This is a genomic window from Mangrovibacillus sp. Mu-81 (assembly GCF_036867415.1).
Taxonomy (GTDB): Bacteria; Bacillota; Bacilli; order Bacillales; family Bacillaceae_B; genus Rossellomorea.
This window is the reverse complement of the sequence record NZ_JBAJHU010000006.1, coordinates 34,915-51,114: the sequence shown is the minus strand read 5'-3', so window position 1 is coordinate 51,114 and position 16,200 is coordinate 34,915. Positions and strand designations below refer to the sequence as shown.

At 45.0% G+C, this 16,200-nt stretch carries 15 protein-coding genes; 3 read left to right on the top strand and 12 right to left on the bottom strand.

Annotation, left to right across the window (positions count from 1 at the left end):
- Positions 1 to 113: 113 nt before the first annotated feature.
- Positions 114 to 299, bottom strand: a complete 186-nt coding sequence (locus tag V6B33_RS13615; protein ID WP_334218301.1) for a hypothetical protein — start codon at positions 297 to 299, stop codon at positions 114 to 116.
- Positions 265 to 693: a DUF4257 domain-containing protein gene (locus tag V6B33_RS13610; protein ID WP_172249885.1), complete on the bottom strand. Its 429-nt coding sequence runs from the start codon at positions 691 to 693 to the stop codon at positions 265 to 267. The genes V6B33_RS13615 and V6B33_RS13610 overlap by 35 nt, the downstream gene beginning before the upstream one ends.
- A gap of 101 nt (positions 694 to 794) precedes the next feature.
- Here V6B33_RS13610 and V6B33_RS13605 point away from each other — a divergent pair, with 101 nt between their 5' ends.
- Entirely contained in the window at positions 795 to 947 is a 153-nt protein-coding gene (locus V6B33_RS13605) for a hypothetical protein (protein ID WP_334218300.1), read from the top strand.
- Positions 948 to 1,558: 611 nt separating this feature from the next.
- On the opposite strand, the gene V6B33_RS13600 is transcribed toward V6B33_RS13605, so the two are convergent.
- From V6B33_RS13600 to gatC, 4 genes are all read right to left on the bottom strand, one after another.
- Complete coding sequence (locus V6B33_RS13600) at positions 1,559 to 3,181, bottom strand: M4 family metallopeptidase (protein ID WP_442915534.1); 1,623 nt, start codon at positions 3,179 to 3,181, stop codon at positions 1,559 to 1,561.
- Between the two features lie 332 nt (positions 3,182 to 3,513).
- A complete protein-coding gene (gatB, locus tag V6B33_RS13595; RefSeq protein ID WP_334218298.1) occupies positions 3,514 to 4,944 on the bottom strand; it encodes an Asp-tRNA(Asn)/Glu-tRNA(Gln) amidotransferase subunit GatB in 1,431 nt (476 codons plus the stop codon).
- Between the two features lie 12 nt (positions 4,945 to 4,956).
- Positions 4,957 to 6,417: an Asp-tRNA(Asn)/Glu-tRNA(Gln) amidotransferase subunit GatA gene (gatA, locus tag V6B33_RS13590; protein ID WP_334218297.1), complete on the bottom strand. Its 1,461-nt coding sequence runs from the start codon at positions 6,415 to 6,417 to the stop codon at positions 4,957 to 4,959.
- A gap of 12 nt (positions 6,418 to 6,429) precedes the next feature.
- The gene (gatC, locus tag V6B33_RS13585) at positions 6,430 to 6,720 is read right to left on the bottom strand and encodes an Asp-tRNA(Asn)/Glu-tRNA(Gln) amidotransferase subunit GatC (RefSeq protein WP_334218296.1); all 291 of its coding nucleotides are present in this window, start codon (positions 6,718 to 6,720) and stop codon (positions 6,430 to 6,432) included.
- Positions 6,721 to 6,954: 234 nt separating this feature from the next.
- Between gatC and V6B33_RS13580 the strand changes: the two genes are divergently transcribed.
- Positions 6,955 to 8,013: an AbrB family transcriptional regulator gene (locus V6B33_RS13580; protein WP_334218295.1), complete on the top strand. Its 1,059-nt coding sequence runs from the start codon at positions 6,955 to 6,957 to the stop codon at positions 8,011 to 8,013.
- On the opposite strand, the gene V6B33_RS13575 is transcribed toward V6B33_RS13580, so the two are convergent.
- The 3 genes from V6B33_RS13575 to V6B33_RS13565 all read right to left on the bottom strand — a co-directional run bounded on the left by V6B33_RS13575 (position 8,010) and on the right by V6B33_RS13565 (position 10,549).
- Positions 8,010 to 8,519, bottom strand: a complete 510-nt coding sequence (locus V6B33_RS13575) for a YueI family protein (RefSeq protein WP_334218294.1) — start codon at positions 8,517 to 8,519, stop codon at positions 8,010 to 8,012. The two genes, V6B33_RS13580 and V6B33_RS13575, sit on opposite strands and share 4 nt — an antisense overlap.
- Before the next feature lie 73 nt (positions 8,520 to 8,592).
- The gene (locus tag V6B33_RS13570; protein ID WP_334218293.1) at positions 8,593 to 9,795 is read right to left on the bottom strand and encodes a hypothetical protein; all 1,203 of its coding nucleotides are present in this window, start codon (positions 9,793 to 9,795) and stop codon (positions 8,593 to 8,595) included.
- Between the two features lie 61 nt (positions 9,796 to 9,856).
- Positions 9,857 to 10,549: a hypothetical protein gene (locus tag V6B33_RS13565; protein ID WP_334218292.1), complete on the bottom strand. Its 693-nt coding sequence runs from the start codon at positions 10,547 to 10,549 to the stop codon at positions 9,857 to 9,859.
- A 251-nt stretch (positions 10,550 to 10,800) separates the two neighbouring features.
- On the opposite strand from V6B33_RS13565, the gene V6B33_RS13560 reads away from it, so the two are divergent.
- Entirely contained in the window at positions 10,801 to 10,935 is a 135-nt protein-coding gene (locus tag V6B33_RS13560) for a hypothetical protein (RefSeq protein WP_334218291.1), read from the top strand.
- 161 nt (positions 10,936 to 11,096) lie between these two features.
- Here V6B33_RS13560 and argF read toward each other — a convergent pair whose 3' ends face one another.
- Genes argF through V6B33_RS13545 form a run of 3 tightly spaced genes read right to left on the bottom strand, consistent with a single transcriptional unit; the run spans position 11,097 to position 16,199 of the window.
- Positions 11,097 to 12,035 carry an ornithine carbamoyltransferase gene (gene argF, locus V6B33_RS13555; protein WP_442915533.1) on the bottom strand — a complete coding sequence of 313 codons (939 nt, stop codon included), beginning with the start codon at positions 12,033 to 12,035 and terminating at the stop codon, positions 11,097 to 11,099.
- A 23-nt stretch (positions 12,036 to 12,058) separates the two neighbouring features.
- Positions 12,059 to 15,142: a carbamoyl phosphate synthase large subunit gene (locus V6B33_RS13550; RefSeq protein ID WP_334218289.1), complete on the bottom strand. Its 3,084-nt coding sequence runs from the start codon at positions 15,140 to 15,142 to the stop codon at positions 12,059 to 12,061.
- Positions 15,135 to 16,199: a carbamoyl phosphate synthase small subunit gene (locus tag V6B33_RS13545; protein WP_334218288.1), complete on the bottom strand. Its 1,065-nt coding sequence runs from the start codon at positions 16,197 to 16,199 to the stop codon at positions 15,135 to 15,137. The genes V6B33_RS13550 and V6B33_RS13545 overlap by 8 nt, the downstream gene beginning before the upstream one ends.
- Position 16,200: the final 1 nt, after the last annotated feature.

Below are 16,200 nucleotides of genomic sequence, written 5' to 3'. Positions count from 1 at the left end.
CTATGCAAATATGCGCATCATACAGAATAACGAAAAGTATACTCTCACAAAAAAAGCTGACTCAAAAGTCAGTTTAATCCTCTCCATTTTGGTTAATGTATATGGTTATAGGATTATTTTTCAATTGAACCATCTTCAAAATGTGTGGAACTCTCTATTATCTGTGCCATTTTTTTGTAGTAGTAGTTCAGCTCGATTACACTTTCTGCCTCCTTCAGTCTTTTCATATAGTGATTTGCTTTCTCGTAATCTTCAGGCGGCAGTTCAACCTTGATTCTTTTTTTCTTCCACTTTGCCAACAGGTTTCACCTCATTGTGATTTGAAGATCCTCCCTTAGAGGTCAATTCGAGCTGATATTGTGATAGCTCTTGGATATAGGATGCTTTCGTGGTAGCCAGGTTTTGTTCAATTTTTCGGGTAATGACGGAACTTCCTCCGATTCCTGATAATAAACTAATGTAGATCGCATACCACATCGGGATCGTCTCTATGACTGGAAGTACAGAGAGATAACCTGCCAGAACGCCTATGATGATATCCTTTGTTGAGCCAAAAAGGTAGTGCTTCTCACCTTGGTCATCGACGAACTTCCTTGGAAAGGTGAAATGACCATTTTTGAAAATCAGAATATGTCCTAAGCCCCCGATACCGCCCATCAACATTGGCAACAAGATCACTTCAATTAAGGACATTCTATCCACCCTCTGGAATCATTTACTATTATTATACATTATTTACAGAATATTCAGAATAGATAATTGGACACATATTTGTCCACCAAAGGAGAGCCAAAATGAGAAAAATTGTGATGAAAGTCTCGTCTGTCGACAAACTTCGATTTCAAAACTATATGATGCAGCTAAAAGGTGCTGAATCAAAAGCGGAAGCCGAAACGTATTATCGGTTGGCAAAAAAGATATTGGAAAAAAGCAAAAAACAGGCTTAAAGGGTCTGCGTAAAATGCTGCATTCAGTTCTGCCGGCGTTTAGTTAGCAGGTCCATTTCATCCGTTTTTACGGATCTGACTTTATTTGTCTATGTATATCAGCCAGCGCGATCCGAAACTTTACCCATCAATTCCGTCAGTGGATGAAACTGAATATAAGTTGCGCATACCAAGTATTTTGTACTTGGTTTTTATTTTTGCTTTAGTTTTCATGGCCGGTGCTTCGATTGGGTGGCGGGATTTATTTAGAATGATTCTTGTAAGATCATATATTTTGAAAATGGATCATAAATTCTGAGAATGGATCGTACTTTTTCAAAACGGATCATATATCCTGAGATTGGATCATAACTCTCCAAAATGGATCAAAAACGATGATAAACAAGGAATTAGCCCCCCTGCTAAGATAAGAAACACGGTATCGATTTCTTTCTGCAGCCGCTTTTGTGAAATTTGATGCAATATAGTGAGTAATACGCGGAAAATTTGAAGTTGAACCGGCAATTTCCCTTTATACCGGGAACATCCGGCATTCCCGCCAGTTTCGCATCCCCTCTTCCCCATAAAAAAAGGAAGAGCCGAAGCCCTCCCATTTTTATTCTAACATTGGATTAATAAACACCCACTGCATCAAATGCAGCATTTACACTTGCCACTTCTGCGCTTCCAGAACCGTAGAGATCAGTCGCTGACTGAATCGCCGCTGAGCGAAGCTGGCTGAATGTTGAAGACGGAGTCAGATATTGAGTCAATGCACGATAGTAGATGTCCCCAACTTTGTCTGTTCCGATACCGGTCACCTTCACACCGTAGTGGGTACCTCCCTGGCTCAATAAATAAGCCGCTTTGTTTCCGATACCGCTGTTGATATGGACACCGCCGTTATCTCCTGTACCCGTGTATCTGACTGAATAGTGGTCCGGATCATTATACTTCGTTGGATCTGACATGGAACGCAGTGCATCGCCGCCTTGTCCTGGTGTGTAGATGTCTTCGCCGATCTCCCAATCTGGATTATTTCCAGTATGGTACTCAAGGAGAGTTCCAAATACATCCGACATCGATTCATTGATTGCACCTGACTCGTTTTGATAGATCAGGTCAGCCGTTGTATCTGTCACGGCATGAGTCAATTCATGCGCTACAACATCCAGTCCTCCGGATAATGGAGCGAATGTCGACCCGTCACCATCACCATATACCATTTGCTGCCCGTTCCAGAACGCGTTGTTATAGCTTCTTCCATAGTGAACGGTAGACTTTAAAGCTCCACCATTGCCATCATAGCTGTTGCGGTTATGAGTATCTAAATAATAATCGTATGTTTGTCCTGCATAATAATGAGCGTCCACTGCCGCTGCATCGTAGCTTGAGTTGAATTGATTGTCCGCATCTGACCAAAGCGATCCAGGCAGTCGCTGACGGTTACTCGCATCAAACGTAAAGACCCCGTCTCCTCTGGTATTATCCTGTAAATAGTAAGTAGAAGATGATAGATACGTATTCAGAGTTTTCGTATCACCGAGTACCCCTGTCCCTGAACCGACCGTGTCAGAGCCCGTCTCCCCCGGTCCGCCAGGTTTTCCGCCCTTTCCGTTAGCGTCATGGATTTCATTCACCTTATCTAAGATTTCTCCGCTCTCAGCGTCTATGAAGTAATTCCAATTACCAGGCTTTGGATCTAGGAAATTGTAGTTTACTAGATAAGCCTGATGGGCATTTCCATCTATTACATACACGACTGATTTGGATTTAGGCGCATATTCATACGCTGGCTCGCTGCCAATTTCGGCAATTAAATCCTTTTCCCCCGCTGCTGCTGCATCTTGTTTCGAAATGTTTTTCGCTGCTTTAAGAGATTGCTTGTCTGCAAGATTTGGAACCGGTGCACCGGATACCGCCGTCAATACTCCGTCATTGTTTACATGAGCCGTCATTACGGCACCGTACACCGGAGTTCCTTTATACATTTGCTGAACGCGCAGATATGTAAACCCTAGTTCATCTTTCTTTTTTTCTAGTACTTTGAAAGACTGAGACACATCTCCCTTGAATTTAAATACGTCTTGTTTTTGTGCGAGATAATTCATCACGATTTTTTCAGGTGCAATAGCTGAAGGCTTTGTCAGCTTTCCTGAAATAAATTGTGGAGCCCCGATCTTTTCATTGAAATTTATTTTCTGGCTTAAATCAGAAGCACCCAATGCCTCTGAGGAGAACACAGGGCTCATCATCAACCCTGCAGTTAAACTTAAAGCTACGACTTTTTTCTTCAATTACAACACCTCTTTTTTGGAATTTTCTAACTTTTAAAACTGTAGACATACTATAGTACAAGCCTGATTGTCTAGAATGAGGCAATTGACCCAAATAGTCTCTTATTCAACCCCGTGTCTCTACACCTACAAAAAAAGCAAGAAAATCATCCGTTTCAGGAAAACTTGAACTAAAAAGAGGCCGACAACTGCATCCTTTCATAACTTCCATTAAACCCCATAACAAAAAGCCCGTCCTTTCACCACTTTAAAGCAGTGAGGGACGGGCCTTCGAACTCAAGTTTCAGGTTTTAACGTTTCTGGATTTCCTGTTGTAATAGTTTGTTAACGAGCGGCGGGTTTGCCTGCCCTTTTGTCGCTTTCATGATCTGTCCGACCAGGAAGCCGATCGCACGGTCTTTACCGTTTTTGAAATCATCAATCGATTGTGGATTGTTATCCAGGGTTTCAGTTACGATCTTCAGAAGAGCTCCTTCGTCAGAAATTTGAACCAGACCTTTATCTTTTACGATCTGCTCAGGGTTTCCGCCGTTTTCAACAAGCTCTTTGAATACCTTCTTCGCAATCTTTGAAGAAATCGTACCTTTTTCAATCAGTCCGATCATACCGGCAAGACCTGCAGGTGTCAATTTACTATCGTGAAGCTCTTTTTGCTGAGCATTCAGATAGGCTGAAACTTCACCCATCAGCCAGTTTGATGCGAGCTTCGCGTCTGCACCTTCGCTGACCGTTTCTTCGAAGAAATCGGACATTTCTTTCGTTAACGTCAGAACCATCGCATCATATGCAGGAAGTCCAAGCTCCTCGATGTAACGTTTCTTACGTGCATCCGGCAGCTCAGGAATTTCTGAACGTATACGGTCCATCCACTCTTGATCGATGTGCAGGTGCAACAAATCAGGTTCAGGGAAATAACGATAATCGTCTGATCCCTCTTTTACACGCATCAGGATCGTTTTACCTGTCGATTCATCGAAACGGAGTGTTTCCTGTTGAATCAGTCCTCCGGATAGTAGAACCTTTTCCTGACGGACGATTTCATACTCCAATCCTTTTTTGACAAAGTTGAAGGAGTTCAGGTTCTTAAGCTCAGCTTTAGTACCAAACTGTTCCTGACCGATTGGACGAAGAGATATATTTGCATCGCAGCGAAGGGACCCTTCTTCCATCTTACAGTCGGAAACGCCTGTGTATTGAATGATGGATTTCAGTTTTTCAAGATACGCATATGCTTCTTCAGGTGTACGGATGTCCGGCTCAGAAACGATTTCAATCAAAGGAGTACCTTGACGATTGTAGTCGACAAGGGAATAACCGTCGCCAGAGTGAGTCAGCTTACCGGCGTCTTCCTCAAGGTGAAGGCGGGTAATGCCGATGCGTTTCTTCTCGCCGTTCACTTCGATCTCGATCCAGCCGTTTTCACCGATCGGTTTATCAAATTGAGAGATTTGGTATGCCTTCGGATTATCCGGATAGAAATAGTTCTTACGGTCAAATTTCGTATCCTCCGCGATTTGACAATTCAATGCCATTGCAGCTTTCATCCCGAACTCAATGGCACGTTTGTTCACCACTGGAAGTACACCGGGATATCCAAGGTCGATTACGTTCGTATTCGAGTTCGGCTCAGCTCCGAAATGATTCGGTGCCGGCGAGAACATCTTACTGTCCGTCTTTAATTCTACGTGGACTTCAAGTCCGATTACTGGTTCAAAGTTCATTGATTTCACCCCTTACAGTTGTGGTCTTTTTGTATGGAAGTCTGTAGCCTGTTCAAATGCATGAGCTACGCGATAGATTGTACTTTCGTCAAAGTGCTTTCCGATGATCTGCAGTCCAAGCGGCAGTCCGTTTGAAGAGAAACCGTTAGGAACAGAAATCCCCGGCACACCCGCAAGGTTAACCGGAATCGTCAGGATATCATTTGCGTACATCGTAAGCGGATCATCAATCTTTTCTCCGATTTTAAACGAAGGAGTCGGTGTCGTTGGTCCAATGATGACATCATACTTCTCAAATACATCTTCAAAGTCTTTCTTGATCAATGTACGTGCCTGCTGTGCTTTCTTATAGTAAGCATCATAGTAACCGGAGCTGAGTGCAAACGTACCAAGCATGATACGGCGCTTCACTTCGTCACCGAAGCCTTCCGCACGCGTCTTTTTATAAAGATCAAGAAGGTTATCCGCATTCGGCGTGCGGTAACCGTAGCGGACTCCGTCAAAGCGGGCCAGGTTTGCTGAAGCTTCAGATGAAGCCAGCAGGTAGTAAGTCGCTACGCCATATTTAGAGTGTGGAAGGGACACTTCTTCCCAAGTAGCGCCAAGGCTTTCCAATACTTTTAATGATGCAAGGACTGATTGGCGTGCCTCTTCCCCGACACCTTCACCAAGGTATTCTTTCGGAACGGCAATTTTCAACCCTTTAATATCCCCCGTCAATGCTTCCGCATAGTTAGGCACTTCAACGTTTGCCGAAGTGGAATCATTTGGGTCCAAGCCGGCGATTGCCTGCAATAGATACGCATTGTCTTCAACATTGCGTGTAATCGGTCCGATCTGGTCAAGTGAAGATGCAAATGCCACAAGACCGAAACGGGAAACGCGGCCATATGTCGGTTTCAATCCTACAGTACCTGTGAAGGCAGCCGGCTGACGGATAGATCCACCTGTATCCGATCCAAGCGAGAATGGAACTTCACCTGCTGCAACCGCTGCTGCAGAACCACCTGAAGATCCGCCCGGAACCGTTTCAAGATTCCAGGGATTGCTTGTTTTTTGATAACCTGAGTTTTCGGTGGAGGAACCCATCGCAAACTCATCCATATTCAGTTTTCCGATTGTAATGGTATCGGCACTATGTAATTTATTGATAACTGTTGCATCATAGATTGGATTGAAATTCTCAAGGATTTTACTTGCACACGTCGTACGAAGACCTTTTGTGACGATGTTGTCCTTGATTCCGATCGGCATTCCAAAAAGAAGACCTTTCGACTCATCCGTCCCAAGCTTCGCATCCATATCTTTCGCTTTCGCACGTGCATTTTCTTCATCTAATGTGAGGAATGCCTTTACTTTATCCTCAACAGCATCGATACGCTTGTATGATTCGTCCACTAGATCTGAAACAGAAACTTCTTTCGTATGTAAAAGCTCATGAAGCTCTGATAATTTATGATCAAATAATGACATGAGTGACCCTCCTTAGTCCAAAATCGATGGAACGCGTACTTGTCCATCCTGTTTGTCTGGTGCGTTCTTTAACACTTCTTCACGCGGAAGCCCTTCTACCGGCTTATCTTCACGCATTACATTCTTCATATCAAGCACGTGGCTAGTCGCTTCGACATTCTCTGTATCTAATTCATTCAGCTGCTCGGCAAATCCGATGATCGCATCCAATTGACTTGTAAACTTCTTCGCTTCGTCCTCTGTGATGGCTAGTCGTGCAAGGTGGGCAACATGCTTCACCTGATCTTCTGAAATTCTAGACATCCTCTTCACCTCCATAAAGTTTCGAACACTTGCAATACTATTGATAATACCAAAAATCGCGGTGTTAAAGCAATAGGCGAGGACTGGATGAAGGGGATTGTGCAACGTTAACCGGTATATGTACTGACTTCAACAAATGAAGCAAACTTATTTCCAAATCCGAAACAAAGAAGTTGCCACCTTCAACTAATTTCTATACCTTTAAAGTAGATAATAATAGAAAGGGTTTTCCATATGCGTGCGTTCCTCACAACATTTTTACTCGGTCTTGCAGGAGGAGGACTATTCACTCTGCTGCACGTCCCTCTGTCTTGGATGCTCGGTTCGATGGTATTCGTATTCGGCTTTCAAAAGTGGTCCCGACTCGATTTGCAATGGCCGCCTCTTCTGAGGGATCTCGGCCTGGTGATAGTCGGCTATGCCATCGGACAGTCGTTCAGTATGAAGACGCTCGTTGAAATCGGAACCCAGCTTCCTTCTATGCTCACCATGACCGTTGCTGTGATTGTCATTTCTGCAATACTCGCGTATCTGACAACAAAGTTAACAGGGATCAATCTCCAATCGACCATCACCGGCAGCATTCCGGGAGGGCTTTCCCAGATGGTGGTGCTTGGGGAAGAAATGAAGAATGTCGATCTCACCGTGGTGACCATCCTCCAAGTGGTCCGCCTGCTGTCCGTCATTTTCGTTGTTCCTTTTTTAGTGTTCAGTCCGCTGCTCGCAGATGACGGAACGGGTGCTTCTGCAGCGGGGACAGATGACCCTTCCTTTTTACATTGGAGTTTCATCCTTTTTTTAGCGGCAGCTGTCTTATCCGCCTTTGCTGCAAAAAAAATACACCTCCCCACCGCCTCCATGCTCGGACCGATCATAGTGGTGGGAGGTATGGTGATTTCAGGTCTTGATGTACCGGCGATGCCAGGCATGCTCATCATCCTTGCACAGTTATGTCTGGGGATTTACTTCAGCTTCATGCTCGATTTTTCTTCGGCAGAAGGATTATCCAGATTCATCCCGTTATCCGTCGTCACATCTCTTTGCTTACTGATAAGCTGCATCGGATTAAGCTTTATTTTAAGCAAATGGCATGACATCCCGTTCCTGACCGCCTTCATCAGCCTGGCCCCAGGCGGCATGGCTGAAATGGCGATTGTCGGCCAGTCGGTGAACGCCGATCTCTCGATTATCACCGGTTATCACTTGTTCAGGATTCTCTTTATCTTATTTATCATTCCGTTCTTCCTCAGATGGCTGTTCAAGTCTTCATACTTTCAGGCAAAGCAGCATTAGAAAAGCTTGTTTTTAATCTTGGAAAACAGGCTTTTCTTTTTTGGCTTAGCTTTATTGACCGGCTTGTCTGACTGCTTCATTACATAGATTTCTTCCTTATTGATTGCGTGATCGTATACGAGCAGTAACCCGATATCGGTTTGGGATTCTTTATTCGTCACCATGGAAAATGATATCCCATGCTGATTGGCGAGCTTTATATATTTTGTCAGATAGTTATAATTCATATTTCCATTTAAAAGGAGTTTCGCACCAGGATGTTCCTTCAGGCTTTCTTCCACCTGTTGATACACCTTTTTCTCCCTCACCTGATTTTGCGTCAGGGCAATGACAATCCGTTCCCGTAAGCTTCCAAGAAACTTTCGCCGTTCGTCAGGCTTCGTCTGTTTCTGACCGTACATACCATTTTCCAAATAATCATCAATCGTTGGCTTACTCACTTCGGCACCTCCGCGGATATTGGTGATTTTCCCTACACTATATGATTGCGGTTGTTCATTTGTCATTCTCCCCCATTTTTACTTATGCAAACACTTTCAGGCAACCGATAACACTTATGTAATGGAGGTGCCTGGGATCCTACCGAAAATGGAGCTTCGTCACCTCTTGATCTATTCCTGTCATTTCAAATTCCATAATATGAGGTGCTTCCCCATATGGGTTTTCCACCTTCACCTCCCACTTGTCTTGACCCTCTTCATTGATTTCGACAACTGGCGTTTCTTTCAACGCCTTCATATATTCTTGCTTTGATACTGATTTCTCCACACCATCTATCTTGAGGATGAATTCACCATTTTTTTCACTTCCGATATACTCTCCGACATGTTCTGTCAGCCACTGGTCAATTTGCGGGGAGATTTTTCTTGCAACTTCTATAACGGTTCCTGAATTCACTTCCAGTTCCCTTTCCATTACATCGAAAAGATAATGCTGATTCGTATCACAGTCGAAGAGCGTCCCATGTTCATCTATGGTCCCCTTCGTACCGCACACATCGACCACAATGGTATCGACCGGAAGCTCACTATCTTTGAGCTCCTTTTTCCCTGCGGTGTCGACGCGGAAGTTCTTCTGATCCCTTACTGCATAGCCCATCCGCTGTCCATCAGAGTTGAACTCGTAGTAGTTCATGCGGTCATCTTTCAACATTGGTTTTGTTAAAAGGTCAAATTGCGCCAGGACAAAATCAGCTTCAGTATAAGGAGATGTTCCCCATTGTTCCGCATCATATCTGCTTCTGTTCACTCTCACCGCTTCACCGTCCCCGGAAAGTCTTATCTTATAAAGGACGGTATAACGATTAGATTCATCGACCATCGATAAATCTAATCGTTCATACTCCCCTTGCTTATCAATGACCATTCTAAAATCAGTCAACTTAACACCATACTCATTCTCCACATCCAGTTCCTTCTTGACCTTCTTCCATTCTTCCAACAGACTCCCTTCGTAAAAGTTCGTCTGCTGCAGCGTCACGGTTCTCGGCCGCTCGTACCATTCCTTCTCAACGAACGGTATGATCACCGACAACATAAAGATCGTAAGCCCTAAGTAAGCAGCTCTTTTTTTACCCCAGGCATTGATTGGTATGTCGCGAAAGAACCACAGGAACACAACGAATCCCAAGGGCAGCTTCATCCTGTTTATTTCCACCATGAAGGCTCCAAGGATGGTATATCCCAAAAGCTTCATGAACAGGTATGGCTCTTCTTCGTCAGATTTATAGTATAGGTTGATGACAACAGCAATTGAAAGTATGAACAAAAAGAGTTCCACCAATTTCACTCCCCCTCTCAAAAGTCAATCCAGCATTCGCACTACAGCATAACTATTGCTGCTTTTAAGCACGTTTGGATAAGTTCGATTTCAATAAAAGCAATTCTTCTTCTGAAGAATCCTGGCCTCCATATCGTACCTTTTCATAAATTGGTATAATTTCATACGGTCCATCAATTCTTCTGAACCATTCATGAATCGTCTCATGTGGTCTTTTTTTCTGATAAAAAGGCAGCCCGCTTTCCCATTTCCTTACCACTTTCCTGGTTTGATGGAGTTCCAATGATAAGGGCTGCTCTTCACCAGGAAGAGTGTGAGAGGATTTCTCGGTCCTTCCCTCTTTACTCAGTACAAAGCTGTCTATTTGTCTGGTATTCTTTTTCTTTCTCTTTTTATAGTACTTGAATAATAGGAATATCAGTAAAAGCAGGATATAAGGGAATGGGGTCTTGGCGGACTCTTTCAAAGATTCCACCAGGCCCATGTTACTCTTGATGATTTCTTTCCCCCATTTCAACACGATGACTTCTTGTCTCCTTCCATCATCCGGGACCTCTTCATCTTCATCCACCTCTCTCCACTTTGGTATATAATCAATTACATTCACATCTGTCATATCGCCAAGTTTTTCTCCCTCGTCCTCTTTGTAGAAGGATTTTATCTTATCCGCTGCCAGCATGGACGTTCGCTCAATGACCATTCCGACTACTGAGATCAAAATAAGAAACACGAGACCGAAGAGGATCTTTTTCAGCATGATATCTATCAGCTCCTTTAATAAAAGGAAATTTATTACATGTATTAATTATAGCAGTGAAATACGGAGTTTGGGAGGAGATTCTCTCCCTGATTTTCATATATAGGATAGCAGTTGTGTGGATTCAATATGAAAAAGACACTTTCGTAATCTGAAAGTGTCTTTTTCTACCGTTATTATTGCTTTTTTAACAAAAACAGTGATGGAGTCGGTCCTGAGCTGGTTATGCTTCCATATTTGAATCTATCGGGATGTTTACATTCGTTAATCTTGTCGAATTGATTGATAATCTTGCCGTTCCGGGCATTATTCTTGCCGATAATTGTCTTTTTCTTGCCGGAAATGATGTTATTCTTGCCGAAATCACGTTTATTCTTGCCGATTAACATTAAATTCCAATTATCAGCTCAAAATTCCACTTATTCGCTTGATACTCAAATAATCTTCCACCGACAATCCTGCCAATCAACAAAAATTTATGCACTCATTTATCTATCCACATCGCTTATTTGCTGATGTGCCTGTTATCCGAACTTAGTACTTACAATTACCCGCCAAGCACCGACAACAAAATCGCCTTCTGCACATGCAATCGGTTCTCCGCCTGCTGGAAGACCGCCGATTTCCCGCCGTCGATCACTTCAGCGGTCACTTCTTCACCGCGGTGTGCAGGAAGGCAATGCAGGAATTTCACATCATCAGAGGCATGGGAAAGCAGGACTTCATTTACTTGATAAGGCTCAAACACCTGCAGGCGGTCAGATGTCTCCTCTTCCTGACCCATACTGGCCCAAACGTCTGTGTAGACGATATCGGCGCCGGCAGCCGCTTCCACTGGATCATACGAAAGTGTGAAACTCCCGCCGCTGAGCTGAGCGAGTTCAACGGTCGCATCGATTATCCCCTGTTCAGGCTCATAGCCTTTAGGACAGGAAACAACGACATCCATTCCAAGCTTAGCACACAGAATCATGAAGGAGTGGGCAACATTATTCCCATCACCAATATAGACTACCTTCAATCCGGCAAGTTTCCCTTTAAGCTCATAAATGGTCAGTACGTCAGCGAGCGCCTGACATGGATGGTACGTATCGCATAGTCCGTTGATGACTGGCACACTTGCATGTTCAGCGAGCTGGGCGACTTTTTCGTGTTCAAATGTCCGGATCATGATGGCATCGACGTAAGAGGAGAGCACCTTCGCTGTATCAGCGATTGATTCGCCTCTTCCAAGCTGGATATCACGGGAATTCAGGTAGATTGCATGGCCGCCCATCTGCAGCATGCCCGCTTCAAAGGATACTCTCGTTCTTGTGGATGATTTCTCAAAAATCATTCCGAGCGTCTTGCCTTCAAGTTTCTTAGAGACCGGATTCTTTTTCAGATGCTCTGCCATTGACAGGAGTTCATGCACCTCTTCTGTTGTATAGTCCAGCCATGTCAACAGGTCTCTTCCTTTTAAAGAAATCTGATTGAACGGTGACAGGACAGCATTTGATTTCGTCATGTTCACTTCACTCCTTGCATCGTTTTAGGTTTTGCCAATGGAATCGGAGCGACATCGGCTGCCTCCATACTCTTGATAAAAGCAAGCAGGGTCTCTTTTTCCGTGATGACGGCAACACCCGCTTCTAATGCTTGAATTCGTTTCTTCTTCATTTCCTCGGTATCCTTGTTGTTGAAATAGACTGCAGCTCCAGGTGAATCCACCCATTCACTAAAGCCGGTTTCTCCGGAAGTTTGATAAACTTGAAGACTGCCAATGTCTCCATCAATAAAAATAGTGCCTCCGCTCTGCACGTGATCATGCAGGGGTTCAAACACCTTGAATAACGCTGCTTCCACTGTCTGCCCAAGACACATCCCTTCCCCTGTCGATTTCATATTCGCTCCAAGGATGTGGTCAAGCTCAGGGAGGGCGTGAGAAGAAAAGACCGGATATTTCACGGCTGCGATTTCCAGCTCCTCACTCGTCGGTGCTTCGAACGAATCAATCTTCAGGTTCTCATTGCACAAAAGATCAGTCGCCATATCGATTAAAGAGAACCCGATGACCTTGCTGATGATCGGAACCGTACGGCTCGCTCTTGGATTGACTTCTAAAATGAATACCTCTTCCCCCTGGAGGAGGAACTGGATATTCATGATGCCTTTATACTTCAAAGCGGAAACCATTTTGCCTGCATACTTTTCAATATCCTTTTTGACTTTATCGGAAAGGGATTTGGCTGGGAAAATCGACATGCTGTCCCCGGAATGGACGCCGGCCCGCTCAATATGTTCCATGATTCCCGGTATATAGGCATTTTCTCCATCTGCCACCAGATCGATCTCAGCTTCCCCGCCCATTTTGAACTCATCTACCAGAATCGGGAAGTAGTCTTCATCCGCCCCCTGCAGCCATTTCTGCAGCTCTCCCGGCGTTTCCACCCGCACCATCCCTTTACCGCCGATAACATAGGACGGTCGGCATAGGAGCGGAAAATGTAATTCCTTCGCTGTTTCAAGGGCTTCCGATTTACTGTGGCAAATATCCCCCTTCACATGCGGGATCGATAACCCATCAAGTAATTGATAGAATCTGTCACGGTCCTCAACCGCATCAATCGTGTCCGAGGTGATCCCCAGCAGGTGAATGCCTTTCTCTTCTAAAAGCGGTGCAAGATTCAACGCCGTCTGGCCGCCGAACTGGACAAGGACGGTATCAATTCCCTCATGTTCTATAATTGATAAAAGGCTCTCCCCTGTGATCGGCTCGAAATACAGACGGTCGGCTGTTTCATAGTCTGTGCTGACGGTTTCCGGATTATTGTTGACGATGATCGTCTTATATCCGTGCTCTTGCAATCGTTTATTTGCTTTAACCGCACTGTAATCAAACTCCACTCCCTGGCCGATTCTGATCGGACCTGATCCGATGATGAGCGCTTTCTTCTCACCCTCCAGCGGCTGGATTTCATTTTCACCATAGTAGGTGGAGTAAGCATAGTTTGTGATTGCTTCGAATTCGCCGGCACATGTGTCGACCATTTTGAAGCTTGGTTTGATGCCATGCAGCTCCCTGAGTGCGGTGACTTCCCTTTCCTCACAGCCTGATAATCCAGCAATTTCACGGTCTTCGAATCTGAATTTCTTTGCTTGCAGAAGCAGGTTTTCTTCGAGATGTCCTTCTTTCAGTTTCATCTCGATGCTCAAAAGGTTTTTCAAAAGCGACAGAAATAAGAAATCGATTTTTGTGCCGGCATGAAGTTCATCGATACTATGTCCTCTTCTCATCAGCTCCACAAGTTGAAAGAAGCGGAGGTCCGTCGGCGTTTTGATTGCCTCCAGAAGCCTCTCATCCGCTAAAGCAGACAGACCTTCTTTCATAGAGAGGCCTTCCACTCCAATGTCCAGTGATTGAATCGCTTTCTGAAAAGCAGCCTCCAATGTCCGTTCAATTGCCATCACTTCTCCCGTTGCCTTCATCTTGGTCCCAAGACGGCGGTCTCCTTCCGGAAATTTATCGAACGGCCAGCGTGGAAACTTGACGACTACATAATCAAGTGCCGGTTCAAAGCTTGCATAGGTCGTTCTCGTCAACGGATTGATGATTTCATTCAATGTATAGCCGACAGCAAGTTTGACGGCGATCTTCGCAATCGGGTATCCGGTCGCCTTCGATGCGAGGGCGGATGAACGACTGACCCGCGGATTCACTTCAATGACATAGTATTGATTGCTGTCAGGATCTAAAGCAAACTGTATATTGCATCCTCCCACTACATCAAGCGCATTGATGATGTCAAAAGCCGCTGTACGGAGCATATGGAATTCCTGATCCCTGAGTGTCTGGGATGGCGCCACGACAATGGAGTCCCCGGTGTGGACCCCGACCGGGTCGAAGTTCTCCATGTTGCATACCGATATACAATTTCCTTTACAATCTCTCATCACTTCATACTCGATTTCCTTGAAGCCGGCGATGCTTTTTTCCACAAGGATCTGACGGATGGGGCTGGCTTTCAAACCTGTCTGGACAAGCTTGACGTACTCCTCTTCCGTCGCAGCGATTCCCCCTCCTCTGCCTCCTAATGTATAAGCGGGACGAACGATGATCGGGAGTGAAATTCTTTCAGCGAATGAAAGTGCTCCCTCTACATCTTCAACAATTTCACTTTCTGCCACTGGATGTCCGAGTTCGTTCATGAGTGTGCGGAATTTTTCGCGGTCCTCCCCTTTCTGGATTGATTCCACTGAGGTACCCAATAGTTTCACTCCGTATTTCTCAAGGATGCCTTTTTCATGCAATTCCACAGCCAGATTAAGGGCCGTCTGGCCGCCGAGGTTCGCAACCAGGCCATCTGGACGCTCCTTTTCGATGATGGAGGACACTGTTTTAACTGTAAGCGGCTCACAATAGACTTTGTCTGCATTTTCCGTATCGGTCATGATGGTGGCCGGGTTATGATTCACGAGGACTGACTTATAGCCTTCTTCTTTTAACACCAGGCAGCCCTGCGTCCCGGAATAGTCAAATTCCGCTGCCTGTCCAATGATGATCGGACCTGATCCGATGACAAGGATCTTCTGTATACTTGAATCTTTAGGCATAGATCTTCTCTCTCCCTGATTGTTTGATGGATTGATAGAATTCTTCAAAGATGTAAGATGCATCTTCAGGACCGGGCCGTGCCTCGGGATGGAATTGTACAGAAAGAATCGGTTTCGTCTCATGCTGCAGTCCTTCAACAGAACCGTCATTCACATTGAAAAAGCGCGGCTTGAGATGAGTTTCAACTAAACTCTCATCCTCCACCACATAGTTATGATTTTGGGAAGTCAGGTACACCCGGCCGGTTCCATGATCTATGACAGGGTGGTTCGCCCCTCGATGTCCGAACAGGAGCTTACGTGTGTCGCCTCCGAGGGCTAGTGCGATCAATTGATGACCCAGGCATATTCCGAGCGTCGGCAGCTTCAGGATATGCTCTTTCAGCTGCGGCATCAGAGCCGCCATTTCTTTCGGGTCGCCGGGACCATTCGAAATGACAAGTGCATCGGCCTTCAATGTATGAAGCAAGTTGATGCGGTCGTATGGGATGAGGGTTACAGAACAGTCCATTTTCACGAGACTCGAGATGATCGATTTTTTTACCCCGAAATCAAGTAGTGCAACATGGACGCTTCCAGTGCCGTAATAGGTGAGTTCTGAAGATGCCACTTGTGCGATCTGTCCCTTTCGTTTTCGGGTTGATGGCATCAGCGGTGAATGGCCGATACAGGCATTTTGGCTCCCGAGATCCCTGATCGTCTTCACCACCTGACGGGTATCCACCCCGGTCATATAAGGAATATCCCAATTATGAAGATAGTCCTTTAGCGAAGATGTCGCTTGATAATGGGAATAATCATCCGGACAATGAAGCATGATGACACCTTTCACCTGCGGAATTGCACTTTCACCATCACATTCATTCACTCCGTACTGACCGATCAGCGGATAGGTGAATACAACGATTTGATCCTTATAGGAAGGATCAGTGAGAACTTCCTGATACCCCGTCATCCCTGTAAAAAACACAATTTCCCCTTCAACGGGACCTTTGCTGCCATGGCCCAGTTCTCCTTTGAAAACTGTGCCATTTTCCAAACTTAAGTAGCCGGTCATA

Bases quoted from the DNA above. Each gene is read 5' to 3' on its own strand.
- V6B33_RS13580 (WP_334218295.1), top strand. From the start codon at position 6,955: ATGCGTGCGTTCCTCACAACATTTTTACTCGGTCTTGCAGGAGGAGGA.
- V6B33_RS13565 (WP_334218292.1), bottom strand. From the start codon at position 10,549: ATGCTGAAAAAGATCCTCTTCGGTCTCGTGTTTCTTATTTTGATCTCA.
- V6B33_RS13610 (WP_172249885.1), bottom strand. From the start codon at position 693: ATGTCCTTAATTGAAGTGATCTTGTTGCCAATGTTGATGGGCGGTATC.
- V6B33_RS13575 (WP_334218294.1), bottom strand. From the start codon at position 8,519: ATGACAAATGAACAACCGCAATCATATAGTGTAGGGAAAATCACCAAT.
- gatA (WP_334218297.1), bottom strand. From the start codon at position 6,417: ATGTCATTATTTGATCATAAATTATCAGAGCTTCATGAGCTTTTACAT.
- V6B33_RS13560 (WP_334218291.1), top strand. From the start codon at position 10,801: ATGTTTACATTCGTTAATCTTGTCGAATTGATTGATAATCTTGCCGTT.
- gatB (WP_334218298.1), bottom strand. From the start codon at position 4,944: ATGAACTTTGAACCAGTAATCGGACTTGAAGTCCACGTAGAATTAAAG.
- V6B33_RS13605 (WP_334218300.1), top strand. From the start codon at position 795: ATGAGAAAAATTGTGATGAAAGTCTCGTCTGTCGACAAACTTCGATTT.
- V6B33_RS13545 (WP_334218288.1), bottom strand. From the start codon at position 16,199: ATGACCGGCTACTTAAGTTTGGAAAATGGCACAGTTTTCAAAGGAGAA.
- V6B33_RS13600 (WP_442915534.1), bottom strand. From the start codon at position 3,181: ATGATGAGCCCTGTGTTCTCCTCAGAGGCATTGGGTGCTTCTGATTTA.
- V6B33_RS13550 (WP_334218289.1), bottom strand. From the start codon at position 15,142: ATGCCTAAAGATTCAAGTATACAGAAGATCCTTGTCATCGGATCAGGT.
- gatC (WP_334218296.1), bottom strand. From the start codon at position 6,720: ATGTCTAGAATTTCAGAAGATCAGGTGAAGCATGTTGCCCACCTTGCA.